The following is a 22,358-nucleotide window of genomic DNA, read 5'->3' as shown; positions in this document are numbered from 1 at the left end:
GAGAGGAGGCGGGACGTGGCGCGCATCATGGACATACGCGGGATATGCATTGCGAGCGTCGTGCTGCAAACCGTCATCTTCGGCTCCGGCAGCGCCTTCACGAAGCTCGCCTACGAGAGCATCTCGCCCCTTTGGGCGCTTGCCATCCGCTTCGGGCTGGCGTCGGCGGTGTTCGCCGTGCTGTTCGGGCCGCGCATCGTGCGGGGGCTGCGCGGCGCGCGCTTGGGCGACTGGCTGCCGGCGGCGCTGTGCATGGCGGTGTCGTACATCTCCTGCAACGTGGCGCTCGACCTGACCACAGCCACGAACGTGGGGTTCCTCATGGCGCTTCCCGTGGTGTTCACGCCCATCTTGGCAGCCGTGGTGCTGCGCCGGCGCTACCGGCTGGTCCACTTGCCGTTCCAGGCGGCGGTCGTGGGCGGGCTGTACCTGCTGTGCTCGAGCGGCGGGTCGTTCGCGTTCGGTTGGGGCGAGCTCTGCGGGTTGCTCACGGCTGTGTCGCTGGCCGGCGCGCTCGTGTTCGGCGAGCGGGGGCTTGCGCGCATGGACGTGGTCACCGTGTCGGCAACCCAGATATTCGCGACGTTCGTGTTCTCGCTGGCCGGCGCGCTGCTGTTCGACCGGCCGCTCGACGTTGCGGCGGTGCAGCCCCTCGCGTGGGGAACCGTGGCGTTCCTGGCGCTGGCCAGCACGTGCCTGACGTTCGCGCTCCAGAACATGGCGTTGAAGCGGCTGCCGTCCGCCACCGTGTCCATGCTGCTCACGGGCGAGCCCATCTTCACGGCGCTGTTCTCGTGGGGCGTGCTCGACGAGACGCTTTCCACGGCGGGGCTTGTGGGCGCGGCCGTCATCGTCGTGTGCGTGGTGGCGGAGACCTGGGTGGACGGGCGTCTGGACGAGAAAGCCGGTGCAGCAGAAGGGGCTGCGGCGGATGCGCTTCCCGCGACAGCGCCTGCGCCTGCCTTCGGCGGCGAGCCGGCGTCGCTGGGCGAGCCCGCCTATGCGGCTGCCACGTCGGTGCGCGGGGCGGTGGCTCTGCCTGCGGCGTTCGTTCCTCCGCATCCGGCATACGAGCAGGAATGACGGTCTTCCGGCAGCGAGGCCCGCGCCAAAAGATGCGGGCCTCGCTGCCGGAAAGAGCGGTGCGGGGCGTCCGGCCGGAAAAAGCCCTGCGGGCGCCCGGCGTGCGACCGTAGAAGGCGCTCCGGTCGCGAAGGACCGAGCCGTCCTGCACGCAGGCCGTTTCAGCTGCATCTTTCCCCGGCGTTCTCTTTTCCCTACAAACCTCCGCCGCTCATTGCCCTTTTCGCGGATTTGGTGCATCATGGTTCAAAGAGCCCGACAGCGCTGCGGCGCAGCGGGCTGAACCGCGACGAAGGAGGCTTCTCATGGCTACCATAGGCGACGGATTCAAGGACATCTTCCTGGCGGGCATCGGAGCGATGGCCATCACCGCCGAGAAATCGAAGGACCTGGTGGACCAGCTCATCTCGAAGGGCGAGCTCACGGTGGACCAGGGCAAGCAGATCAACACCGAGCTCAAGCACAAGGCCGAGGACGTGGCCAGCACGCTGCGCTACGACGCCCTCGAGGCCCGCATGGCCGCCATGACGCCCGAGGAGCGCGCGGCGTTCGCGGCCAAGGCGGCCGAGATCGCCGCGAAGCAGAGCGCGCAGGCGCCGGTCGCAACGCCGGCCGAGGGCGCCCCTGCAGCCAAGGCCGAGGTGGGCGACGCCTCTCCTGTGGAGACGTCGGCCGCGAAGTCGGCCGCGGTGGAGATCCCCATCGAGGGCGGCTCGCCTGCGTCTCCCCAGACGCCCGGCGCGTAGCCGCGGCCCTGCGCGCGTTCGAGAGAGGCGCCCGCCCATGGCCATGGCCGACAACACGCTGCTCAAGTACTTCTTCAGCTCCGGCGCGGAGATCGATCCGGAAGGGCGGTTCAATCTCAGCCGCAAGACGCGCACGCGCCGGCTGAAGGAGATCTACTCCATCCTCCAGAAGCACCATTTCCTGCGCGGCTTCTCGCCGGAAGAGTTCCGCGCCATGCTGGAAGACCTGGGCCCCAGCTTCGTGAAGATCGGCCAGACGCTGTCCACGCGCTCGGAGATCCTCCCGAAGGCCTACTGCGACGAGCTGGCAAAACTCCAGATGGAGTGCGATCCGCTGCCGTTCGACCAGATGCTCGAGGCCCTCGACGACATCTACGGCGAACGTCAGGGCGACATCTTCGACGCCATCGATCCCACGCCGCTCGGCAGCGCGTCGCTTGCGCAGGTGCACAAGGCGCGCCTCGCGAACGGCGATGTCGTGGCGGTGAAGATCCAGCGGCCCGGCGTGAAGGCCACCATGGCGCTCGACATCGACATCATGCGCATGGTGGCGCGCCAGGCGTCGCGCTTCATGAAGGACGACCAGATGCTCGACCTGCGCGACGTGGTGGAGGAGCTGTGGGCCACGTTCCTCGAGGAGACGGACTTCCAGCGCGAGGCGGCGAACCTCCAGGAGTTCGCGCGGCTGAACAAGGACGTGGCGTTCATCGACAGCCCGCACGTGTACCCGGAACTTTGCGGCGAGTACGTGCTGGTCATGGAGTACATCGACGGCATACCCATCCTGGCGACCGACCGGTTGCGGGCCGCCGGTTACGATCTGGAGGAGATCGGCGAGAAGATCCTCGATAACTACGCCACCCAGATCCTCGATCACGGCTTCTTCCACGCCGACCCGCATCCGGGGAACCTCCTTATCCGCAACGGGAAGGTCGTCTACATCGATCTGGGGATCATGGGACGCCTGTCGCCGCACGACCGCGCCGGGTTCGGCAACATCATCCAGGCCGTGGGCATGCAGAGCGCTACCGAGCTCAAAACGGCGCTCATGTCCTTCGCCATCGCGAAGGACAACGCGGCCATCGACCACACGCGCTTCCTGGCCGACCTTGACCTCCTGCTGGAGGACTACGGCTCGTGCGACGTGGCCGACATCGACATCGGCATGTTCCTGAACGACATCCTCATGCTCACGCGCTCGTGCAAGGTCACGCTGCCGTCGTCCATCACGAGCGTGTCGCGCGGGCTGGTGACGCTGGAGGGCACCATCCTGCCGTTCATCCCGAACGAGAACGTGGTGTCCATCATCAACGCGCACATCCAGCGCACGAAGGATCCGGCCGAGGAGCTGGCAGGGGCCATGGAGGACCTGGCGCTGGCGCTGCGCTCGTCGGCACGCGGCTCGATGGACGCCGCCCAGTACTCCGGCGAGGCATTGAAGATGCTCACGCGCGGCCAGCTGAAGGTGAACACCGAGGTGCTGGGCAGCGAGGCGCCGCTCTCGCATCTGGGAAAGATCGTGAACCGGCTGACCATCGGCATCATCATCGCGGGGCTGTTCATCGGCTCGAGCATGCTGTCGCTCTCGAGCATGGAGCCGCGCCTTTTGGGCGTGCCGGTGCTCGCGTTCTTCGGTTACCTGGGCGCCGCGATCCTGTCCCTCTGGGTGGTCGTGGACATCGCACGGAAAAAGTAACGGGCGCCTTTCCTGTCTTTAGCCAACGTTTTACCAGATCAGATAGCCCGCAACCAATAATTGCGGAAAAATCCAACTGGAAGCGGTCGCGCGGCGATTCCCGCAACCGTACCCTTTTGAGTACGCTATGATGAATGAAACGAGAAAGGGTTCGGAACCATGAACGTCGAGATCGCCCAGCGCCTGTCGGCGCGTCGCAAGCAATCGGGACTGTCGCAGGAAGCGCTCGCGGAGAAGCTGGGCGTGTCGCGCCAGGCTGTGTCGAAGTGGGAGCGCTCGGAGTCGTCGCCCGACACCGACAACCTCATCGCGCTCGCGCAGCTCTACGGCGTGTCGCTCGACGAGCTGTTGTATGTGGACGACGAGATGCGCGACGACGTGGCGTTCGAGGCCGTCGACCGCGCTGCCGAGCGCGCGGCGGCTGCCGACGCGCCGAAGCCGGCATCGGGAACGGATGCAGGCGCGGCTCCAGCAGCAGGAGAGGGCGCCTCGGATAAGCCGGGAACCGACGGGGAGGCGGACGGTACGGCGGCTCCGGAGCTTGGATCCGCCGACGGCAAGGAGTCCAAGGTGCGTATCGGGCTGGGAGGCATCCATGTGCTCGATGGCGACGACTACGTGCACGTGTCATGGCGTGATGGCGTGCACGTGAAGGATTCCAAGAAGGGCGACGAGGTGCATGTGGGCTGGAACGGCATCCACGTGAAGGAAGGATCCGTTGCGAGCGTGCAGGGCGCGTGCGAAGGGGACGCCGCCGAGCCCGGTGCCGACGCGAAGAGGTCAAGCAGTCGCTGCACGCTCGAGGACGACGACGGCAGCCAGGTGGTCATCGACGACGACGGCGTGGTCATCAACGGCGAACGCTTCGACAGCTGGCGCGACGCGAACGAGCGCTACGGGTACGGGCACATCCACGAGGAGCGCTGGAACGAGCCCTGCGGCTACACGGTGAACGGGGAGCGCTTCGACACGCTTGACGATGCGAAGGCCAAGTACGGCCCAGAGGTGGGCCGTACCATTCCCGTTCGCAAGCATTACCTGCGCGCGTTCGAAAAGGAGTGGGTGAAGTTCCCCTATCCGCTGGTGATAATCGTAGTGTACCTGCTGTTGGGCATCTTGAACGGCGCATGGGGCGTGGGGCTGTTCCTGTTCCTGACCGTCCCCGTGTACTATATGGTGGGCCACGCCATCGGGCGCCGGCGTATAGCGCCGTTGGTGTCGGGCGTGTATCCTATCGCCGTGGTGGCATGGTTTTGCTATATGGCGTTCCTGCTGAACCAGCCGCATCCCGCCTGGGTGGCGTTCCTCACCATCCCGCTGGTGGAATGGCTCGTGCACAGCCTTTCGCGCTGGTGGCGCATCCGCAAGAGCGAGCGCGCGGCCGCGAAGAACGCGCCTATCGACGTGGAGCCGCAGTAGGGGAGCGGGGGGACGTTCTGCGCCGATCTCGCTTGCGAGTGCAAGGAGCGATTGCGGAAGAATCGTAACAAAGGCTCCGCTGCCATTGCGGCGTTGCGCCGCACGCTGCTATACGAGATGACAGCAGCGCTCGCTTCACCGGGTGGTGCCGGTCATTTACTTAACCCGGGGGCGTTTCGTCGCGTTCCCGGGTTTTTCTCTGCCCTCTTTCCCCATTCGCCTTATCCGGTTAGCGCTTTGATCGCGACCAAAAGAAGCCAGATCGCAACCTGAGCAATAGTCGCCGTTGCGGCAAGTCAAATACGTCCATCAAGACACCTCGCTTTCGTCGGGGCACCATCCGGCAGGCAAACGCTGCTGTCGCCGTCATTATGGCAAGTGGGACGGTTGGCACACCCTCATTTTATCCTCAAAATAGAACAATTTGACTCCTTAATAAAACCATTAAACTATGGTACTATGACAATAGTTCAATCAGACAACTAGGAGAGCCGGGGAGGGCTCGGGGGAGTTGGTCTTATGAGAGCGAGCTACTAGTCCATCGATCGCATCCGATCATCGAATCAGTACTGAGAAGAGTCGAGCGCGCCTGCCGCGGCCGGTTATATCCGCGTGCGGATTTCCAGTCGCGCATGCGCCAGAGCCTCATCGGATGCGAGTAATTGCACTTCGAGGCGAGCGGCCCGCGCGGAGGGAGTGCGGGCGAATTGATAAGACGGAGGACAGGAGGAAGGGCATGAAACAGGAGGGAAAGCTGACGAGGCGCGCGTTCTTGCAGGGCACGGCCGCCTTGGGCGCGATGGCGGCGCTCACCGGCTGCGCGAGCCAAGAAGCGCTCAAGCCGAGCCCCGCCGGCGAGGCCGGCGTCGCGTCGGGCGAGGTAGAGGTGCGACACGCTTGGTGCCAGATGTGCGGTCCGGCCAAAACGGCCTGCTCGACACTTTGCTACATCAAAGATGGGCGCTGGACTAACGTCGAGGGAAACCCTGATGCGGGTAACAACTACGGGCGCGGCAGCCGCACGTTGTGTGCGAAGGGCAATTCCGCCATGCAGGTGCTCTACGATCCCGCGCGCATCCTGTATCCCATGAAGCGCACGGGCGAGAAGGGCGAGGGCAAGTTCGAGCGCTGTACGTGGGATGAAGCCATTGAAATCACGGCGACGAAGCTCAAAGAGCTCAAAGAGCAGTACGGCCCCGAATCGTATGGCGTGCTCTCGCCCCAGGCCTATCAGGTTCTTTGGACGTTGGGACGCCGGTTCTTGAACGTGCACGGCAGCCCGAACTACATGCACAGCGCCATCTGCGCGCTGCAGCGCGCAGCGAGCAAGCGCATCGTCCTCGGCGCGGCCCAGTGCGATCCTGGCCAGATCAACAAGACGAAGCTTCTGGTTGTCTGGGGGGCTAACACCGAGAACTCCGCCATCAACCAAGGCGACCCGAACAAGCGTGTGAAGGCCATCGAGAATGGCCTCAAGGTCATCGATATCCGTCCCATGCTGGAAGGCCTCGGCTCCAAGGCCGACGTCTGGCTGCCCATCCGCCCCGGTACCGACTGTGCGCTTGCGCTCGCGTGTTTGAACGTCATCATCGGTGAGGATCTGTACGACCATGAGTTCACCGACAACTGGTGCAACGGGTTCGACAAGTTGGCCGAGCATGTGGTGCAGTACACGCCCGAGTGGGCGGCGCCCATCACCGGCCTGTCCGTCGAGCAGATCTACGACCTCGCTCGCACGATGGGTACGACGAAGCCCATGGCCATCCAGTACGGCAACGGAATCGGCGACCAGCAAAACGACGGTAACTGGGCCTGTATCTCCATCTGCCTCATCGAGGCCATCACCGGCAACCTTGCCATCCCCGGAGGCGGAGGCGCTTCCATGAGGCTTCCCGACCCGCTGATCAAGACGAAGAAGTTCGACATTCTCACCGACCGCCTCGAGGCGAGTCCGGAAGATGTCGAGAAAGGCTACTTCGCCGGTATGGCGAAGCTTGTGGCTCCCGAGTTGCCCCGCTGGTACCTGAACCCCAAGACCTGGGAATCCGGTCCCAACACGGCCTACTACAAGGGCCTCATGAGCATACTCACGGAAGACCCCTATCCGCTGCGCGCCGTCCTCGGCCAGGCAAGCAATCCGTTCGGCGCCACGCGCCAGCCGAAGAAAATCGTCGAGGCGCTGAAGAAGCTCGAGTTCTACTTTGTCGTGGACACGCACTGGAACTCCTCATGCGACTACGCCGATGTTGTGTTCCCGGCCTGCACGCACTACGAGTGCTCGCAACAGTTCGCTACGAAGAATACGGCCGACGGTACGTTTATCGGCATTAACCAGAAGATCGCCGAGCCCATGGGTGAGACGAAATCCGACTGGGACTTCTACCTCGACCTTGCGGTTGCCATGGGGTATGGCGAAGACTTCTGGAACGGAGACATGGACGCATGCCTAAACGAGCAGCTCGAGGGATCCGGCATTACACTTGAAGAGCTGCGCGCTGCCAACAAGGGCATCTTCGTGGAGCGCACCGATGGCGCTAAGCCGACGGAGCCAAAGTACCAAGATTACGAGACGCTCTTCGCCCAGCTGCCTAACGGCAAGGTCCAGTGCTACAACGAGTGGATAGGCGGCAAGCCCAACAACACGGAGACCGGCACACTTGGCTACCTACCTGAATACGTCGGCCCGCCCGAGGGCATCGCGCAAACTCCCGATCTGGTTGAGGAGTACCCCCTCATCATCTCGGACGTCCATGCGTACCGCCTGTGCAATCACAGTTACTACGTGGGCGTGCCCTACCTGCGCGAGTTGCAGCCGTACCCATGGGTCAAGATCAACCCAGCAACGGCGAAGCAGTACGGCATCGAGGACGGCGACTGGATCAAGGTCGAGTCGCCCCACGGTTGGGTGAAACTCGTCGCGAAGTACTTCGAGGGCATTGCGCCTGAGGTGCTCATGACGCGGCGAGGTTGGTGGCAGAGCTGTGAGGAGCTCGGGCTACCTGGATACGAGTGCTTCGACGGCGGGAGCGATTCGACGGTCCTGTACGATTCGACCATCGAGAACTTCGATCCGTTCCACTCCGCCATGGCGAAGCAGACGCTGGTGAAGATCAGCAAGCTCGAGGGAGGGGATGAATAATGGCCAAGCAATACGGCTTCTACATGGACACCGAGCGCTGCATCAAGTGCTGGGCGTGCGAGATCGCTTGCAAGCAGTGGAACGGCATCGAGGCGGGAACCATTGCGCGCCGCAAGGTGCACGAGGTGACGAGCGGCACCTTCCCGAACGTCACGCGCACGTTCGTGTCGATGTCGTGCATGCACTGCGGCGAGCCGGCCTGCGCGAAGGTGTGTCCGGCGGGCGCCATCACGAAGCGCGGAGAGGACGGCATCGTGGTGGTGGACAAAGAGAAGTGCATCGGGTGCCACTACTGCTTCTTCGCCTGCCCGTTCGGCGTGCCGCAGTACACCGACGAGGGCATGGACAAGTGCGACTGCTGCATCGGCAACGGTGTGGAGCCCGGCGACACGCCCCACTGCGTGGCCACGTGCCCGACGCAGGCGCTGCAGTTCGGTACCATGGACGAGCTGGCCGCGAAGGTGGGCGACAAGAAGGCCAGGCAGATGGCGGCCGACGCGAAGCCCTCGGTCGTCGTGTCGTGAAAAAGCGATGCCGAGAGCGCGGGGCTGCGTGTCCCATGGCGCTCTCGGCCGACATGACGGAAAGGAGGAACGACCATGGTTGAGTTGCAGACGACCTGGAGCTGGCTGCCGGCGATATACCTGTTCCTCGGCGGTTTGGGCGCGGGCGCGTTTCTGACGGCGTCCGTCTTGCGCCTGGCGAAGCCGGGGCGATTCAAGAGGACCGTGACGGGAGGCGTGTGGACGGCCGTGGCGGCGCTGGCCATCGGGTTGCTGGCGCTCGTGTCCGAGGTGGAGAAGCCCTTCCAGGCCATGATACTGTTCAAGAGCTTCGTGAACGGCTCGTCGTGGATGACCGTCGGCGCGTGGCTGCTGCTGGTCACGTTCATCGTGTTCGTGCTGAGCGCGCTGTTCACCACCGACAAGATCGCCGACTGGCTGTCTTCGGCGTGCAAGCCCCTCGGACAGGCGCGCGCGGGCATCAACAAGGCGCTCGCGGTGATCGGCATCCCGCTTGCGCTCGCGGTAGCGGTGTACACCGGCGTGCTTCTGGGCGCGGCGCCCGCCATTCCCCTGTGGGGAACGTGGCTGCTGCCGGCACTGTTCACCGTGTCGGCGCTCGACACGGGCGTGGCGGCGGTGTCCATCTTCGCGGCCGTGATTGACCGTGACGAGGGCATCGAGCGCGTGCGTGCGACGCTGGAGAAGGCGGTTGTCGGCTTGGTGGTGCTGGAGGCTGCGGTGCTCGCCGCCTTCGTGATCAGCATGCAGGGCGCCGGCGCCGACGAGGCCCGGGCGATCGGGCTGCTCACCGAGGGCGCGCTGGGCGTGCAGTTCTGGCTGCTCGTGGTGGCCGTGGGGCTGGGGTGCCCGCTCATCGCGGCCATAACCCAGCTCGTGGCGTCGAGGCAGAAGGACAAGATCGGCCCGGCCGTGCCGGTGGGAGGCGCCGCGTGCGCGCTCGTCGGCGGGTTCACGCTGCGTTTCGTGGTGCTGGCTGCCGGCCTGCATGCCGCGCTCGTCAGCCCAGCGGCGCTGCAGGCGGTGCAGGGCGCGCTGATGCTGGTTTCGTAAACGACGGTTCGATGGGGGCGCCCGCTTCGGTGGGCGCCCGCGAGGGGGAGGGCGATCATGGACATGCGCGAACGCAACGCCGAGGCCGAGGCTCGGGAGCTCACGTACTCGTTTCTGTCCCATCTGTTCCTCGAGGAGGTGTCGGAGGATTTCCTTGCGCGGCTCGCCGAGGAGCCGCCGTCGCTCGAGGGCGAGCTCGGGCGCTACGCGGCCGGGCTCGCGGGCGCGGACCTCGCGGCGGCGCGCACGGAGGCGGCAGCGGAGTTCGCGGCGCTGCTGCTGAACATGTCGGCCGATCCGGTGTTCCCTTACGAGTCGGTGTACACGAGCGCCGAGCACCTGCTCATGCAGCGCTCGCGCGACGAGGTGCTCGCGGCGTACCGGGCTCAAGGGTTCGAGCGTTCGGGAGATTTGAACGTTCCCGAGGACCACGCGGGCATAGAGCTGGCGTTCATGGCGCGCCTCTGCCGCAAGGAAGCCGATGCGCTGGCTGCCGGCGACGAAGTTGGAGCCGAGGCTGCACGCGAGACGCAGCGGGTGTTTCTGCGCGACCACGTGCTGGCCTGGTTTCCGCAGCTCTGCGCCGATCTGGAGAAGCGGGCGAAGCGGGGTCTTTACCGGGGCCTCGCCGAGACCGTGCGCCAGTTCCTTGCGTTCGAGCGCGAGGAGCTGGGCGTCGGGTAGGGGCGTCGGCCGCTCACGGCGGCCGACGCCCCTACCCGCGGGCTCCGCGCGGCCGGCCTTCCCTCCCTCCCGGGTCGGCCGTGCGGGGTCTCGCGCTTTGCGGCCCCGTGCGGCAAGCGGGGCGAGGAATGCTATCATATGACGATACTACTTGGCGAATGAAGGTGGGGGACTATCCGAGCGTGAGCGCCGCCAATCAAACCGTGCAGATCACCATAGACAGCGACAGCGGCATCCCGCTGTGGCTCCAGTTGCGCAACCGCTTGATCTACCTGATAGCGTCCGGCCGGTTCAAGGCGGGCGACAAGCTGCCAACGGTGCGCGAGCTGGCCGTTGACCTAGGCGTCAACTACAACACGGTGAGCAAGGTGTACCAGGACATCGAGCGCGACGGCTATATCGTGTCCAAGCGCGGCAAGGGCACGTTCGTGGCAGAGCGGGGTCCCGCCGAAGCCGAGGCGGCCAAGTCCGAGGTTGATTTTTTGGCCGACGAGTTCATCCGCCAGTGCCGCGAGCTCGGCGTGCCGCGTCAGGACATCGCCGATTTGGTGGCGGGGAGGCTCGCAGCGGCGGACGAGACGGAGTGAGCGACGGAGAGGCGGAGGAGCGACGATGGGACTGTTCAGGCGTAACCGGATCGAGCACGACGCGCAGGGCGAGCGGAAGGTTGCCGAGACGGAGCTCGAGGCCAACGAGGCCTCTCGTGGCGGCGTGTACCTGTTCTTCCTCGTCATGTTCGCCGTGGGCTTCCTCGTGCCGTTCCTGCTCACGTTCGCGTTCGTGTCGCCGCTGACCATCGCTGCGTCGGCGGCGGTCGGCTTCGTCGTGGCCACTTCGGTTCGCATCGCGCCGCAGTGGGAGCGCGTGGCCGTGCTGCGCTTCGGCCGCTTCAACCGCATCGCGGGCCCGGGCATCTACTGCTGCATCCCGTTCGCGGAGTACGCGGCCATCCACGTGGACCAGCGCATTATGACGGCCTCGTTCTCCGCCGAGGCCGCGCTCACGGCCGATCTCGTTCCCGTCGACGTTGACGCCATCCTGTTCTGGATGGTGTGGGACGCCGAGAAGGCGTGCCTCGAGGTGGAGAACTATCCGAAGGCCGTGCTGCGCTCGGCCCAGACGGCCATGCGCGACGTCATCGGCCAGCTCAACCTTGCCGACATATCCATGCGACGCAAGCAGATCGACCGCGACCTCGAGGAGATATTGGGCAAGAAGTGCGAGCAGTGGGGCGTGACCGTCATGTCGGTGGAGATCCGCGACATCATGATCCCCAAGGAGCTGCAGGATGCGCTGTCGAAGGAAGCCCAGGCCGAGCGCGAGCGCAACGCCCGCATCATCCTGGCCGAGGTGGAGAAGGACATCTCCGAGATGTTCGTGGAGGCCGCCGAGGTGTACGACCGCAACCCCCGCGCCATGAAGCTGCGCGCCATGAACCTGGCCTACGAAGGGGCGAAGGACTCGAAGGGCGTGCTGCTCGCGCCCAGCGCGCTGGCGGACGGGTTCAACGTGGTACAGCCGGGCGGAGGGGAGTAAGGTAGGTGTCGCGATGCTGCCTGGCGAAGCGTGTTCGATCTACTGGCAGGGACGCCAGTTCTCGTTTTCAAGTCAGAGCCTGTCGAGCGTCACCTTGCAGAGTTCCACCAGCGGGCGTTCCAGGTGCTCGCGCAGCTCGTCGGCTCCTGGAGCAGCCGCTGCGTCTTCGAAAGCGCCATCAAGGTTGTCCAGCACGGTTTGGGCGAGTTCCGCCATGAGCTCCACGCAGGCAGCTTCGCCGAGGCAGAAGCGCGAGAGGTCATTGGCCTGGGTATAGCGCTTGAGGGAGTTTCGCGAGATGCGGCCAACCCTGTTCTCGCCTCCGATGCTCATCGCCAAACGCGCTTTGCGCCGCAGCTCCGCGTAGGCGAGGCCGGAGGCGACGTCGTAAAGAGGAGCCAGGAGGGCATTGCGTCCAGTGCCGAGTAGCAGCGAGAAGTTCTTCGCATGGGCGTCCGGCGCTCCGATGAGATAGTTGAAGAACAGCATTGAGGTGAATAAGCGGGCGTTTCTCTCTGCTTGCGTGGTCGAGCTTATGACGCGGATGATGTCCGATGCTCCCGGACCTCCGTATTCAGGGTACTTGTTCTCGGGAAGTATGCCGAGTATCTGGCAAAAATCCTCCTGATGGAGGCGCACGATGCGACCGTCCGACGCCTTCACTCGGTCGTATCGTTCGATGACGATGGCTGGCTCGCCCTCGAACACCTCGTAACTTGTGTTCGCGGCAGGAAGGCCGCAACGGCTGGAAAGGCGCATGCAGATGAACTCGTTCAGGGCCTGCAGGCGGAAGCCATGCACGCCGTTTTTGAAGATGTGGGTCGTTGGCGCCGAGCCATGGCAGGCGAACCATCGGCCGTCATGGCGAGCGAGTGCGAATTTTCCCTGGTTGCCGCCGAGGGACCAATGCTCGTGCATGCTGAGCCACGAGTCTTCGCGGTGTTCGCGCAGGGCGGCGAGTCGCTGCGCGATGGTTCCGTCATCAATGGGTTCGAGCTTCTCCTGCCGTATGGCGAGGATTGCGGTCTCGCAGGGTTTGCAGAACTGCACGGCGCCCGGGCAGTCGAGGCCTATATTCTCCAATAGGGAGAATGGGTTGTCGCTCCTCACGTCGAACTCGAGGCCTATGCTCCTGCGTATGCTCCTGTCGTCCGGCAGCAGCCCGAAAAGGAACGGCTGCACGACGCGATGGGGGAACGTGCGGTTGGACACGGGCATGGAGAACGACAGCGGGATGCCATCGTAATCGGGATCGTAGCGGAAGCTGATCTGGCCGCTGCTGCCTTGTGCGAGCTCTCCGGCAGGCTGGCCGCAGATGAAGACGAGCAGGGATGCTTCGGCCATGCCGGTCACCGCCCTTCTTGCGCATATGCCGCTTGGCGCAAGGCCGCTCGAGTTATGTCGTCGTAGGCGTCTTGGTAGGACGGCTTCCGGTCATCTTCCGCCAGCGGCGCGTGTGCGGTTTGGGCTACGGACCGCCGGCCCTCTTCCGGCTCCGACGGCCACGCGATCGATATCGTCATGCCGAGCGCTTCGAGAATACGGAGCGCCTTGTCGAAGGCGATGCCATCGGCATCGCCCATTTCCAAGCTCGTAATAAGCCGTCGCGAGACCTGCGCCACCTCGGCGAGGCTGGCTTGGGAGAGACCAAGCTGCAAGCGTCTTTTCCGCACGGCTTGGCCGAGGTGGCGGGGAAGCCCGATGACGTCTGAGGGCATGGGATCCTCCTTGCGCGGTCGGGATGCATTCGTTGCCTATGCGCATTATACTGCACATAGGGAAAAGCGCAACATTTTGCTCATTACGATATGCGCAAAATGTTGCGCACTTTGCATTTTGCGGGACAGCATAATGCTTACAAAACGAGGACGACCCGCATAGGCGGCTCGTCCTCGTTAGCATGTACGTTTTGCTGTTTCCTTAGAACCGCTCGGCGGCCTCGCGCTTGTCGCTCTTGGCGAAGCGGCTGTAGTCGTAGCCGCCGGTGCCGTTGCCCTTCTTGGAGCGCTGCTTCTTCGCAGGCTTGGAACCCTCGCGGTACGGCTTGTCGAAGGACTTCTCGCCTCGGGCGGAGGCGGGCTTGCCGGAGCGGTCGGAGCGCTTGCCCGGCTTGCCGGCGTTCGCGCGGTCGTAGCCGCCCTTGCCGGAGCGCGGGGCCTCGGTGCGCTCGAAGCGCTTGCCGCCCTTTTCCTCGCCGCCCGTGCGCGTGCTGCCTTCGGCAGCGTAGCTCTTGCGGGCCGGCTTGCCGCCCTCGCGGTCGTCGGACTTATGGTAGCCGCCCTTGCCGGCGGGCTTGCCGTACGACTTGCCCGCAGGTCGCTTGCCGTAGGGCTTCGAGCCGCCGCTCTTGGAGCCGCCCTGGCGCGCGCCGCCCTTCTTCTGCTTCAGCAGCGACGGGTCCAGCTCGTAGGTCTCCAGCTCCATGAACGGGATGTCCTTGCCGATCAGGCGCTCGATATCCTTCAGCGTGCGGCTGGTCTCGCGGGTGACGAACGAGATGGCGTAGCCCTTCTCGCCGGCGCGGCCCGTGCGGCCGATGCGGTGCACGTAGTCCTCGGGCATGTCGGGCAGGTCGAAGTTGATGACGTGATCCACGTCGGGCACGTCGATGCCGCGCGCCAGCACGTCGGTGGCCACGAGGATGGACGTCTTGCCGCGGCGGAAGTTGTCCAGCGCGCGACGGCGGGCACCCTGCGACTTGTCGGAGTGGATGGACTCGGCGCGGAAGCCGGCATCGCACAGCGCCTCGGCGCAGTCCTCGGTGCGGTTCTTCGTGCGAGCGAACACGATGACGCGCTCGGAGCCCTTCTCGCGCAGCACGGCCTCCAAGAGCTCGGGCTTGTTGAAGTTCTTGATGGGCATCATGAACTGCTCGACCGTCTTGGCCGTCTCGCCGTTGCGGGCGATCTCCACCATGGCCGGATCGTTCAGCAGCGAGCCCAGGTTCTTCTGGATGGACTGGTCGATGGTGGCCGAGAACAGCAGCGTCTGGCGGCACTCGGGCGTGGCGTCCACGATGGTGGTGACGTCGGGCAGGAAGCCCATGTCGAGCATGCGGTCGGCCTCGTCGAGCACGAGCACCTCCACGCAGGACAGGTTCACCACGCCACGCTTCATGAGGTCCTTCAGGCGCCCGGGCGTGGCGATGAGCACGTCGGTACCGCCGCGCAGCTCCTTGATCTGGGGGCCGTAGGGCGTCCCGCCGAACACCGTGGTGGTGAAGTGGCCGGTCTTGCGCGAGATCTGCATGCACGTGCGGGCGATCTGCTGGGCGAGCTCGCGGGTGGGGCTCACCACGAGCATGCGCGGCGCGCGGTTGCGGCCCTTCACGCGGGGGAGCGTGCTCAGCACGGGCAGCAGGAACGCGGCCGTCTTGCCGGTGCCGGTGCTGGCGGCCGCGATGACGTCGCGGCCTTCCAGGACGAGCGGGATGGCCTGCTCTTGGACGGGGGTGGGGTTCTCGTAACCCAGCTTCTCAACCGCCGCGAGGGCGTTCTTGGACAGGCCGAGGTCGGCGAATTTCGTCATAAGGGTATTCCGTTTCTCTTCGACGGGCGTCCGCCTCTGCGGAACCGCTCCGTGGTCGCACCCGCTCCAGCGGCGTGCCTTGCGCTTGACTCGAGCCGCTTTCTGCATCTGTGAGCGTCATCAGCGTGCGCAAAAGAGAAACAAGAAAGAATTTCGTGCAAAGCGACTTACCAGTATGGGGGTTTGCGGGGCGCGCAGCGACGGGAATCTCGCGAAACCGCCCGGTTGTGAGCGGAAATCCACAATCGGCGGAGGGCGCGGCAAGGATGCGGGCGCCCCGGATCGTGTCGCTGCTGCGCATATGACACCCTGTCATATGCAGCGCGCCCGTCATGAGGCCGCACGGGCAACCTCATGCTCGACCTGATGATCGAAGGGCACGCCCGCGGTGGATGCCCTGCCTCGCCGAGGCCGTGGCCGCGGAGACGCGCGCCCCCTTCTACCGCGCCGCCGCCGCGTTGTTGGGCGCGCTCGTCGGGTAGGGGAGGTCGCTTTTGGGCCACAGCCTCGATTCTCGTCCACATGGTCGCACGTCCCCGAACGGGCACGATGGCATATTTTGCCTGATCAGCGTTGTGGACCAAAACGCGACTTGCGGCATGTCCGGGCCATAGCACGGCGGAGCAGCAGGCGCCCGCCTGGCGATCTCGTGTCCAGGGCGGCGCGCTGGGCTGGGGAAGAGGCCGGCCTACCCGTCCCAGATGACGCACGAGGGCTGGGGGATGGCGATGCGCGCCTCCTCGCGAGGTGCGCCCGTGGCCGGGTCGAGGGCGAATATGACCACCTCGTTGCTGTCCTGGTTCGCCACGGCCAGGTGCCGCCCCTCGGGGGAGAGCGAGAAATGGCGCGGGCCGCGCCCGCCGCACGGGCAGTCGGCGAGCGGGGTTGCGGCGCCGTCCTGGTCGATGCCGAACAGCGCCAGGCGGTCGCTGCCGCGCACGGACACGTACAGGCACCGCCCGTCCGGCGAGAACGCGGGATGCGCCGCCAGTACGGGATGCCCGGCGATGGCCTGGGCATGCGCTTCACCCTCCGACGGCCCGTCCGCCGATGACGCGACATGGGTGGACGGCGCATCCTGCCCTTCGGCCGCGGTCGGGAGCGCCAGGTGCCCTGCCAGCCTCCAGCCCGTGCCTGCCCGGTCGTACCGGTACAGCAGCACGTCGTTCGCCAGCTCGTCCACCAGGGCCGCCAGGGGCAGGTGGGGATGGAACGCCAGCATGCGCGGGCCCGAGCCGGGCGGCACGCGCACGGTTTCCACTGGCGGGGTCTCGAGCGTTCCGGTGGCCTCGGCCCGGTAGAGCGCCACGGTGTCGATCCCCAGGTCAACCACTGCCAGCAGGTTCGTGCCGGGCACGAAGCATGCCGAGTGCACGTGCGGCGAGCTCTGCCGCGCGCGATTCGGTCCGCTTCCCGCATGACGCACCGACGGCAGGCCGCCGCAGGGGTTTCCGTTGGCGTCGAGCAGGCACAGCCTCACCGAGCCGCTTGCGTAGTTCGCGCCGTAGAGGCAGCGCCCGCCGGGATGCACGGCGGCGAAGCAGGTCCCTGCGTCCGCGGACGACGAGCACGTGCCCCGGCAGCAGAGCGTCCCATCCTCGGCTGCCTCGTAGGCGGCCAGGCAGCTGCGGTCGGCCAGCTCGTGGGCTGCGTACAGGGTGCTTGTCTCGCTTCCGCCGAGCTTCGTCTGCGCGCCGGCCTCCGCGCCCGCCTGCTCGCCGGTCGGCTGCGCGCGCACGAGGTACGAGGGGTTCGGTGCATGCGTTCCGGCGTTCACGATGTGCAGGCGGCGCCCGTCCTCGTCGAATGCCAGCACGTAGATGCCCTCGCTCGCGGTGCCCTCGGTGTAGGTTCCCACGAACAGGCGCCGCTTCGCCCTCGCTCGCTCCATGGCGCAGACTCCTTTCATGCGGTGCCGCTAACCGCGCTCCTGCGCCAGCTCTTCCCGGTTCAGCACGTGGAAGCGCCGGTAGAGCCGAAGCGTGGCCACCCGGTTCCATGCCGTGATCAGGGGCCCGGTCATGAAGGCGGCCACTACGGTGAACACCCCGATGGGCCCGCCGGCGAAGAGGGCCACCACGGTTACGAGGATGTCCTGGGCCATGCGCACGGGCGTGTAGGAGAACCGCGTGCGCGCCACGATCACGGGCGCCACGGCGTCGATGGGTGCCACGCCCATGCGGGTCTTCAGGTAGAGCGACACGCCCAGCGTGAACAGCAGCGTTCCGATCACCAGGTGCGCGCCCGCGCTCGCGAGGCCCGACGGCTGCCACGGCAGCAGGCCGTACAGCCAGGTGAAGAGCTCGATCAAATACCCCACGAACACCATGTTGATGATGGTGCCCAAGCCTATCTGCCACTTGTCGAGCGCGAACACCGCCACGAGTATCACGAGGTTCACCAGCAGCTGGAACGTGCCGAAGTCCATGCCGACGAGCGCGCTCAGCCCCAGGTTCATGGCCGTGAACGGATCCACGCCCACGTTGCCCACGCGGCACACGGTGGTGCCCAGCGCGATGCATACCACGCCGATGCACGAGAACAGCAGCTTGCCCTTCAGGTTGTACGTGTGGCGCAGGTCCATCCACCGTGTCATCAGCCGTCGCCCCGCTCGAACGACGGGTACAGCGCCATGCCGCCGTCCACGAACAGGCTCGTGCCGGTGACGTAGCTCGACTCGTCCGATGCGAGCCAGGCTGCGGCGGCGGCCACCTGCTCCACCGTGCCGATGCGGTGCATCGGGATCATGCGCTCCGTCTGGGCGCGTGCCTCGGGGTCTTCGAACTTCTCGGCGTTGATGGGCGTCTCGATGGCGCCCGGCGCGATGCAGTTCACGCGGATTCCGAGGTGCGCGTACTCGAGCGCGATGGTCTCGCTGAACAGCTTCACGCCGCCCTTGCTGGCCGCGTAGTGCGCGAACGTGGGCCAGGGAATGCGCTCGTGGACAGATGACAGGTTGATGATGCAGCCTTTCCGGTCCTGCTCGACGAAGTGCTCGAGCGCCGCCTTCGAGCCCAGGAACACGCCGGTCAGGTTGACGGCGAGCGTCTTCTCCCACACGTCGAGGGGCAGCTCGTGGGTGGGGTGGCGCGACTCGATGCCGGCGTTGTTCACCCATACGTCGATGCCGTCGAAGTGCTCGAGTGCGGCTTCGCGGAGCTTGAGCGCACCGTCCTCCTGCGAGATGTCCGCCTGCACGAGCACGACGCGCGCGGTTTCGCCCGATGCGTTGAACTCGTCGGCGAGTTTCTGGGCCTCGCCGCGGTGCTTGTCGCTGTGGAAGTTGACGACGACGCTCATGCCCTCCTGCAAGAATCGCCGCGCGATGCCGTGGCCGAGGCCGACGGATGCGCCGGTGACTACGGCGGTCTTGCCGTTGAGGTCGGGATACATGGTGTACCTCCTTTGAAGGGGCCGATTCGCAGAAGTATGGAGGTGTTCGGCGCCGCGCTTGCCTTGCAGAGGGGGAGCGTGGCGCTCTTGTCACGGCATTGCCACGCGCCCGGCACCGGCCGAGGGAAACCGGCCGAGTGCGGCGGGTGGGCGACGGGGTGACGTCTCCTTCTGCCGTGCCGCCTCTGCGCTGCTGGGCGCGCTTGTCGGGTAGGGAGGCGCTTTTTGGCCATAGCCTCGATTCTCGTCCACATGATCGCAGATTCTTGAACAGGGGAAATGATACGTTTCGCCTGATCAAGAGTGTGGACGAGAACCGAGGCTATGGCAGCGGCGGGGCTGCCCGGCGATGGTCGGCGGCGCTTCTGGGTGATTGACGGGATACGGGCGCGGGGTCGCCGTTCCGTTACGATGGTGCTATAATACCTATGATTTGTTACATTGCGACAAATAAGATGCTGTCGGGCGTGATGCGAGCGCCATTCGCGGCAGTCGGCGTGCTCGTCGCAAGGGCGCATCCGCGGCGGAGGGCGACCGGCGGTCTGAGGGGCCGGCCTGCCGCGCCTGCAGGCTGCACAGGGGGTCGAGATCCGTATGTTCAACCTGCTCACGACAGGTTATCTGTTCCTCGGCGGAGCCGGGGCGGGGGCGCTCGTCGTGCTGGGTGCGCTCGAATGCGCCAACGTGCGGCGTCGGTTCGCGTTCCCTCCCGCCCGGGCTGCGCGCGTCGAGCGGGCGCTCGCGTTGCCCGACGAGTTCTTCGCACGCGGCTGGCCCGTGTGCTTCGTGGCCCTGGCGGCGGGCATGCTCTGCCTGCTCGCGGATCTCGGCCGCCCGGAGCGCCTGCTGAACCTGCTCACGTCCCCGGAGCCGTCGGCCATCGCCGTGGGCGCCTACGCGCTGGTTCTCGCGCTTGCCTGCGCCGGCGTGTTCTCGCTGGTTGAGCTGCTGGACGGGGTGCGCGTCCGGCCCGCTGTTGTGTGGGGAGCGGCCGTGGCCGGCGTGGCGGCGGGGCTCGTGGCCGTGGCGTACACGGGCGTGCTGCTGCAAGGGTTGGCGTCGGTGCTGTTCTGGCAGACGCCGCTTCTGCCGATGCTGTTCTCGCTGTCCTCGCTGTCGTGCGGCATCGCCTGCGCCTTCCTGGGCGCCGCGTTCGTCGAGACGCGTCGGCCCATCACGCGCCCGCTCGCTCGCCTGGCGCTCGTCGACGGAGTACTGCTGGTGCTGGAGGCCCTGGTGATGGCTGGCTATCTAGCCTGGGCGTTTGCAGGAGAGGGCACGGCGCTCGCGGCGCAGGCGCTCGTCGCGGGCGATCTGCGCTGGGCGTTCTGGGGCGGTGCGGTCCTGTGCGGCCTGGCGGCTCCGTTCGCGCTCGAGCGCTGCCTCACGCACGGCAACAGCCGCACGCAGCTTCTGTGGATCGCGGCGGCGCTTCTGGCGGGTGGGTTCGCGCTTAGGTTCTGCCTCGTGGGCGCCGGGGCCTACGATGCGACGCAGCTGCCCGGCCTGCTGTTCGGTTTGACGATAGGATGAGAGGCAAAGCCATGAGACGAAGCAAAGCCGACCGCACCATGCGGGACGCCCCCTACGAGCTCACCGACAAGGAGGCCGAGATCAGGGCCGCCACCTCGTACGTGCCGCGCAAGTCATCGCGCAACGGCGCGGTCATCTTCAGTATCGCCGTGTTCGTGATGACGGGCGCTGTCGTGCTGGGCGTCGCCCTCGTCGCGACCGGCGGCATCGGCCTCGCTGCCATCGTCGCTGCGCTGCTCACGGCGTTGCTCGTGCTGTCCTCCACGCACATTGCGCTCTCCTGGGAGAAGGTGGTGGTGCTGCGCTTCGGCAAGCTGGCACGCGTCGTGGGGCCGGGCCTGTACTTCACCATTCCCCTCATCGAGCACGGCACCATCCGCGTGGACCAGCGCACCATCGCCACGCCGTTCTACGCCGAGAAGACGCTCACGGCCGACCTCGTGCCGGTGACGGTGGACGCGGTGCTGTTCTGGGTGGTGTGGGATGCCGAGAAGGCGTGCACCGAAGTGGAGGACTACTACGCCGCCGTGTCGTTTCTCGCCCAGACGGCCATGCGCGAGGCTGTGGGCCGTTCGACCGTGGCCGAGGTGGCGCTGCGCCGCGACCAGCTGGATATCGAGATAAAGGAGGACATTGAGAAGGAGGCGGCCAACTGGGGCGTCGACATCATCTCGGTGAAGGTGCGCGACATCGTGATCCCCGACGAGCTGCAGGAGGCCATGAGCCTGGAGGCCCAGGCCGACCGCGAGAAGAACGCGCGCATGTCCGTGGCCAGCGTGGAGAGCGACCTGGCCGAGATGCTGACCGAGGCCGCGCGCATCTACGGCGATCCCGATGCGGCCCTGAAGCTGCGCACGATGCTCATGCAGTACGACACCGTGAAGAAGTCGAAGAGCGCCGTGGTCACGGTGCCGAGCTCGTTCTCGGACGGCTTCGCCGACGCCGCGGATAAGGCCGGCGCCGACGGGCTCGGCAGGGCGCCGTCGGACGCGGTGAGGGGCGGCCGGCAATGAGCCCGGCTATCGGGGAGGCAACCGAAAGCCGTCCCGTCCCGGTGCGGAACGGAGGGCTCGAAGAGGCACTGGTTCGGGGAAAAGCGGTGGTCGGCATGGGGGGCGAACCGTTTGCCCGAGGGGCGTCTCTCGTCGGATCGTTCGCCCGCGGCACTCCCGTTGCGGGGATTGCGCGAACGTTGCAAGGCCTGCAACCTGCGGCAACGTGGTTCTGTTATGATGAAAGCTAACCGACACCGTGAGAGAAAGCCCCATGAGCCCGCTTGAGTCGTTCGAAATAGATTACAGCAGTGGCCTGCCCGTATGGATACAGGTGAAGAACCGCATCGCCTATCTCATAGGCTCGGGCGCCTACGTTCCGGGCGACCGCCTGCCCACGGTGCGCGCGCTGGCCGTGGACCTGGACATCAGCTACAACACGGTGAACCGCGCCTACATGGACCTCGAGCGCGAGGGCTACATCTCCACCCGCAAGGGCAGGGGAACATTCGTGGCCGAGCGCCATTCCGTGGGTGCCGACCTGGCTGCGAACAGCCCGGTGGAGCTGCTGGTGGACGACATGATCCGTGCCTGTGCCAACGCCGGCCTCGCCGACGACGACATCATCGCCATGGTGGCCGCCCGACTGGCAAACAAGAAACTCGCGCACTAGGCGCCCGCCCGCCCGACGTGTCGTTACCGATCGGTGGCAATAGCGCGAAAACCCTTGACCGTTCCCGATCGGGAAAAGCCCCCAAATTATTAGCTTGGCGCCAATCGCAAATGCGTTATTCGCAGAGCGAAAAGTCCATGCAATGCGCTTCTGCGAGAAGGCTGGCACGTCGCCAGCGCCCATTCTATCTACGATCTAGCATAGTCTATTCTATTGAATGTCGCAAGACATTGTGATAATGTGACAATAAAGGATTTGGCCAATTCTTATCAGGTACGTATCGGGGGATATCCTGTAGGATTTGGGTTTTAAGGGGCCGGAGTGCCGCGCGGTTTCACGAACCGTTTTCGGGGATATCC

General features: G+C 65.7%; 19 protein-coding genes. 13 read left to right on the top strand and 6 right to left on the bottom strand.

Going from position 1 to position 22,358, the window contains the following annotated elements:
• Positions 1–15 precede the first annotated feature (15 nt).
• From K9U15_RS06945 to K9U15_RS06900, 10 genes are all read left to right on the top strand, one after another.
• Positions 16–1,083 (top strand): DMT family transporter, encoded by a 1,068-nt coding sequence (locus K9U15_RS06945; RefSeq protein WP_227115617.1) that lies wholly within the window; start codon positions 16–18, stop codon positions 1,081–1,083.
• 305 nt (positions 1,084–1,388) lie between these two features.
• Positions 1,389–1,829 (top strand): phasin family protein, encoded by a 441-nt coding sequence (locus K9U15_RS06940; RefSeq protein ID WP_096227885.1) that lies wholly within the window; start codon positions 1,389–1,391, stop codon positions 1,827–1,829.
• A gap of 43 nt (positions 1,830–1,872) precedes the next feature.
• Positions 1,873–3,525, top strand: coding sequence for an AarF/UbiB family protein (locus tag K9U15_RS06935; RefSeq protein WP_087191288.1), 1,653 nt, complete (start codon positions 1,873–1,875; stop codon positions 3,523–3,525).
• A gap of 159 nt (positions 3,526–3,684) precedes the next feature.
• Complete coding sequence (locus K9U15_RS06930; RefSeq protein WP_301155810.1) at positions 3,685–4,944, top strand: helix-turn-helix domain-containing protein; 1,260 nt, start codon at positions 3,685–3,687, stop codon at positions 4,942–4,944.
• Between the two features lie 736 nt (positions 4,945–5,680).
• Positions 5,681–8,083: a molybdopterin-dependent oxidoreductase gene (locus K9U15_RS06925; protein WP_278806074.1), complete on the top strand. Its 2,403-nt coding sequence runs from the start codon at positions 5,681–5,683 to the stop codon at positions 8,081–8,083.
• Positions 8,083–8,607 (top strand): 4Fe-4S dicluster domain-containing protein, encoded by a 525-nt coding sequence (locus K9U15_RS06920; protein WP_301155809.1) that lies wholly within the window; start codon positions 8,083–8,085, stop codon positions 8,605–8,607. The genes K9U15_RS06925 and K9U15_RS06920 overlap by 1 nt, the downstream gene beginning before the upstream one ends.
• 75 nt (positions 8,608–8,682) lie before the next feature.
• A complete protein-coding gene (gene nrfD, locus K9U15_RS06915) occupies positions 8,683–9,660 on the top strand; it encodes an NrfD/PsrC family molybdoenzyme membrane anchor subunit (RefSeq protein WP_123673914.1) in 978 nt (325 codons plus the stop codon).
• A gap of 57 nt (positions 9,661–9,717) precedes the next feature.
• Entirely contained in the window at positions 9,718–10,344 is a 627-nt protein-coding gene (locus K9U15_RS06910) for a molecular chaperone (RefSeq protein WP_301155808.1), read from the top strand.
• Positions 10,345–10,502: 158 nt separating this feature from the next.
• Positions 10,503–10,931, top strand: a complete 429-nt coding sequence (locus K9U15_RS06905; RefSeq protein ID WP_087191241.1) for a GntR family transcriptional regulator — start codon at positions 10,503–10,505, stop codon at positions 10,929–10,931.
• Positions 10,932–10,956: 25 nt separating this feature from the next.
• Positions 10,957–11,880 (top strand): slipin family protein, encoded by a 924-nt coding sequence (locus K9U15_RS06900; RefSeq protein WP_087191242.1) that lies wholly within the window; start codon positions 10,957–10,959, stop codon positions 11,878–11,880.
• A gap of 72 nt (positions 11,881–11,952) precedes the next feature.
• Here the strand turns inward: K9U15_RS06900 and K9U15_RS06895 are convergent, their stop codons facing one another.
• The 6 genes from K9U15_RS06895 to K9U15_RS06870 all read right to left on the bottom strand — a co-directional run bounded on the left by K9U15_RS06895 (position 11,953) and on the right by K9U15_RS06870 (position 18,801).
• Positions 11,953–13,224, bottom strand: coding sequence for a type II toxin-antitoxin system HipA family toxin (locus K9U15_RS06895; protein WP_301155807.1), 1,272 nt, complete (start codon positions 13,222–13,224; stop codon positions 11,953–11,955).
• Between the two features lie 5 nt (positions 13,225–13,229).
• Positions 13,230–13,598, bottom strand: coding sequence for a helix-turn-helix transcriptional regulator (locus K9U15_RS06890; protein WP_301155806.1), 369 nt, complete (start codon positions 13,596–13,598; stop codon positions 13,230–13,232).
• A gap of 202 nt (positions 13,599–13,800) precedes the next feature.
• Positions 13,801–15,408 carry a DEAD/DEAH box helicase gene (locus K9U15_RS06885; RefSeq protein ID WP_301155805.1) on the bottom strand — a complete coding sequence of 536 codons (1,608 nt, stop codon included), beginning with the start codon at positions 15,406–15,408 and terminating at the stop codon, positions 13,801–13,803.
• Between the two features lie 688 nt (positions 15,409–16,096).
• A complete protein-coding gene (locus K9U15_RS06880) occupies positions 16,097–17,299 on the bottom strand; it encodes a lactonase family protein (protein ID WP_301155804.1) in 1,203 nt (400 codons plus the stop codon).
• Positions 17,300–17,326: 27 nt separating this feature from the next.
• Positions 17,327–18,004, bottom strand: a complete 678-nt coding sequence (locus K9U15_RS06875; protein WP_123674688.1) for a YitT family protein — start codon at positions 18,002–18,004, stop codon at positions 17,327–17,329.
• Positions 18,004–18,801, bottom strand: a complete 798-nt coding sequence (locus tag K9U15_RS06870; protein WP_301155803.1) for a glucose 1-dehydrogenase — start codon at positions 18,799–18,801, stop codon at positions 18,004–18,006. Before K9U15_RS06870 ends, K9U15_RS06875 begins: the two co-directional genes overlap by 1 nt.
• A gap of 594 nt (positions 18,802–19,395) precedes the next feature.
• Between K9U15_RS06870 and nrfD (K9U15_RS06865) the strand changes: the two genes are divergently transcribed.
• The 3 genes from nrfD (K9U15_RS06865) to K9U15_RS06855 all read left to right on the top strand — a co-directional run bounded on the left by nrfD (K9U15_RS06865) (position 19,396) and on the right by K9U15_RS06855 (position 21,999).
• Entirely contained in the window at positions 19,396–20,334 is a 939-nt protein-coding gene (nrfD, locus tag K9U15_RS06865) for an NrfD/PsrC family molybdoenzyme membrane anchor subunit (protein WP_123674686.1), read from the top strand.
• A gap of 11 nt (positions 20,335–20,345) precedes the next feature.
• Positions 20,346–21,347, top strand: coding sequence for a slipin family protein (locus K9U15_RS06860; RefSeq protein ID WP_301155802.1), 1,002 nt, complete (start codon positions 20,346–20,348; stop codon positions 21,345–21,347).
• Between the two features lie 253 nt (positions 21,348–21,600).
• The gene (locus K9U15_RS06855) at positions 21,601–21,999 is read left to right on the top strand and encodes a GntR family transcriptional regulator (RefSeq protein ID WP_087191269.1); all 399 of its coding nucleotides are present in this window, start codon (positions 21,601–21,603) and stop codon (positions 21,997–21,999) included.
• Positions 22,000–22,358 lie beyond the last annotated feature (359 nt).

The sequence above is a fragment of the Gordonibacter sp. RACS_AR68 genome, from assembly GCF_030418485.1.
Classification (GTDB): Bacteria; Actinomycetota; Coriobacteriia; order Coriobacteriales; family Eggerthellaceae; genus Gordonibacter; species Gordonibacter urolithinfaciens.
The sequence above is the reverse complement of the archived record's forward strand: the minus strand, read 5'-3'. Positions and strand labels throughout refer to the sequence as shown.

Coding starts and splice junctions, on each gene's coding strand:
- K9U15_RS06940 (WP_096227885.1), top strand. CDS start 1,389: ATGGCTACCATAGGCGACGGATTCAAGGACATCTTCCTGGCGGGCATC.
- K9U15_RS06935 (WP_087191288.1), top strand. CDS start 1,873: ATGGCCGACAACACGCTGCTCAAGTACTTCTTCAGCTCCGGCGCGGAG.
- K9U15_RS06930 (WP_301155810.1), top strand. CDS start 3,685: ATGAACGTCGAGATCGCCCAGCGCCTGTCGGCGCGTCGCAAGCAATCG.
- K9U15_RS06925 (WP_278806074.1), top strand. CDS start 5,681: ATGAAACAGGAGGGAAAGCTGACGAGGCGCGCGTTCTTGCAGGGCACG.
- K9U15_RS06920 (WP_301155809.1), top strand. CDS start 8,083: ATGGCCAAGCAATACGGCTTCTACATGGACACCGAGCGCTGCATCAAG.
- nrfD (WP_123673914.1), top strand. CDS start 8,683: ATGGTTGAGTTGCAGACGACCTGGAGCTGGCTGCCGGCGATATACCTG.
- K9U15_RS06910 (WP_301155808.1), top strand. CDS start 9,718: ATGGACATGCGCGAACGCAACGCCGAGGCCGAGGCTCGGGAGCTCACG.
- K9U15_RS06905 (WP_087191241.1), top strand. CDS start 10,503: ATGAAGGTGGGGGACTATCCGAGCGTGAGCGCCGCCAATCAAACCGTG.
- K9U15_RS06900 (WP_087191242.1), top strand. CDS start 10,957: ATGGGACTGTTCAGGCGTAACCGGATCGAGCACGACGCGCAGGGCGAG.
- K9U15_RS06895 (WP_301155807.1), bottom strand. CDS start 13,224: ATGGCCGAAGCATCCCTGCTCGTCTTCATCTGCGGCCAGCCTGCCGGA.
- K9U15_RS06890 (WP_301155806.1), bottom strand. CDS start 13,598: ATGCCCTCAGACGTCATCGGGCTTCCCCGCCACCTCGGCCAAGCCGTG.
- K9U15_RS06885 (WP_301155805.1), bottom strand. CDS start 15,408: ATGACGAAATTCGCCGACCTCGGCCTGTCCAAGAACGCCCTCGCGGCG.
- K9U15_RS06880 (WP_301155804.1), bottom strand. CDS start 17,299: ATGGAGCGAGCGAGGGCGAAGCGGCGCCTGTTCGTGGGAACCTACACC.
- K9U15_RS06875 (WP_123674688.1), bottom strand. CDS start 18,004: ATGACACGGTGGATGGACCTGCGCCACACGTACAACCTGAAGGGCAAG.
- K9U15_RS06870 (WP_301155803.1), bottom strand. CDS start 18,801: ATGTATCCCGACCTCAACGGCAAGACCGCCGTAGTCACCGGCGCATCC.
- nrfD (WP_123674686.1), top strand. CDS start 19,396: ATGTTCAACCTGCTCACGACAGGTTATCTGTTCCTCGGCGGAGCCGGG.
- K9U15_RS06860 (WP_301155802.1), top strand. CDS start 20,346: ATGAGACGAAGCAAAGCCGACCGCACCATGCGGGACGCCCCCTACGAG.
- K9U15_RS06855 (WP_087191269.1), top strand. CDS start 21,601: ATGAGCCCGCTTGAGTCGTTCGAAATAGATTACAGCAGTGGCCTGCCC.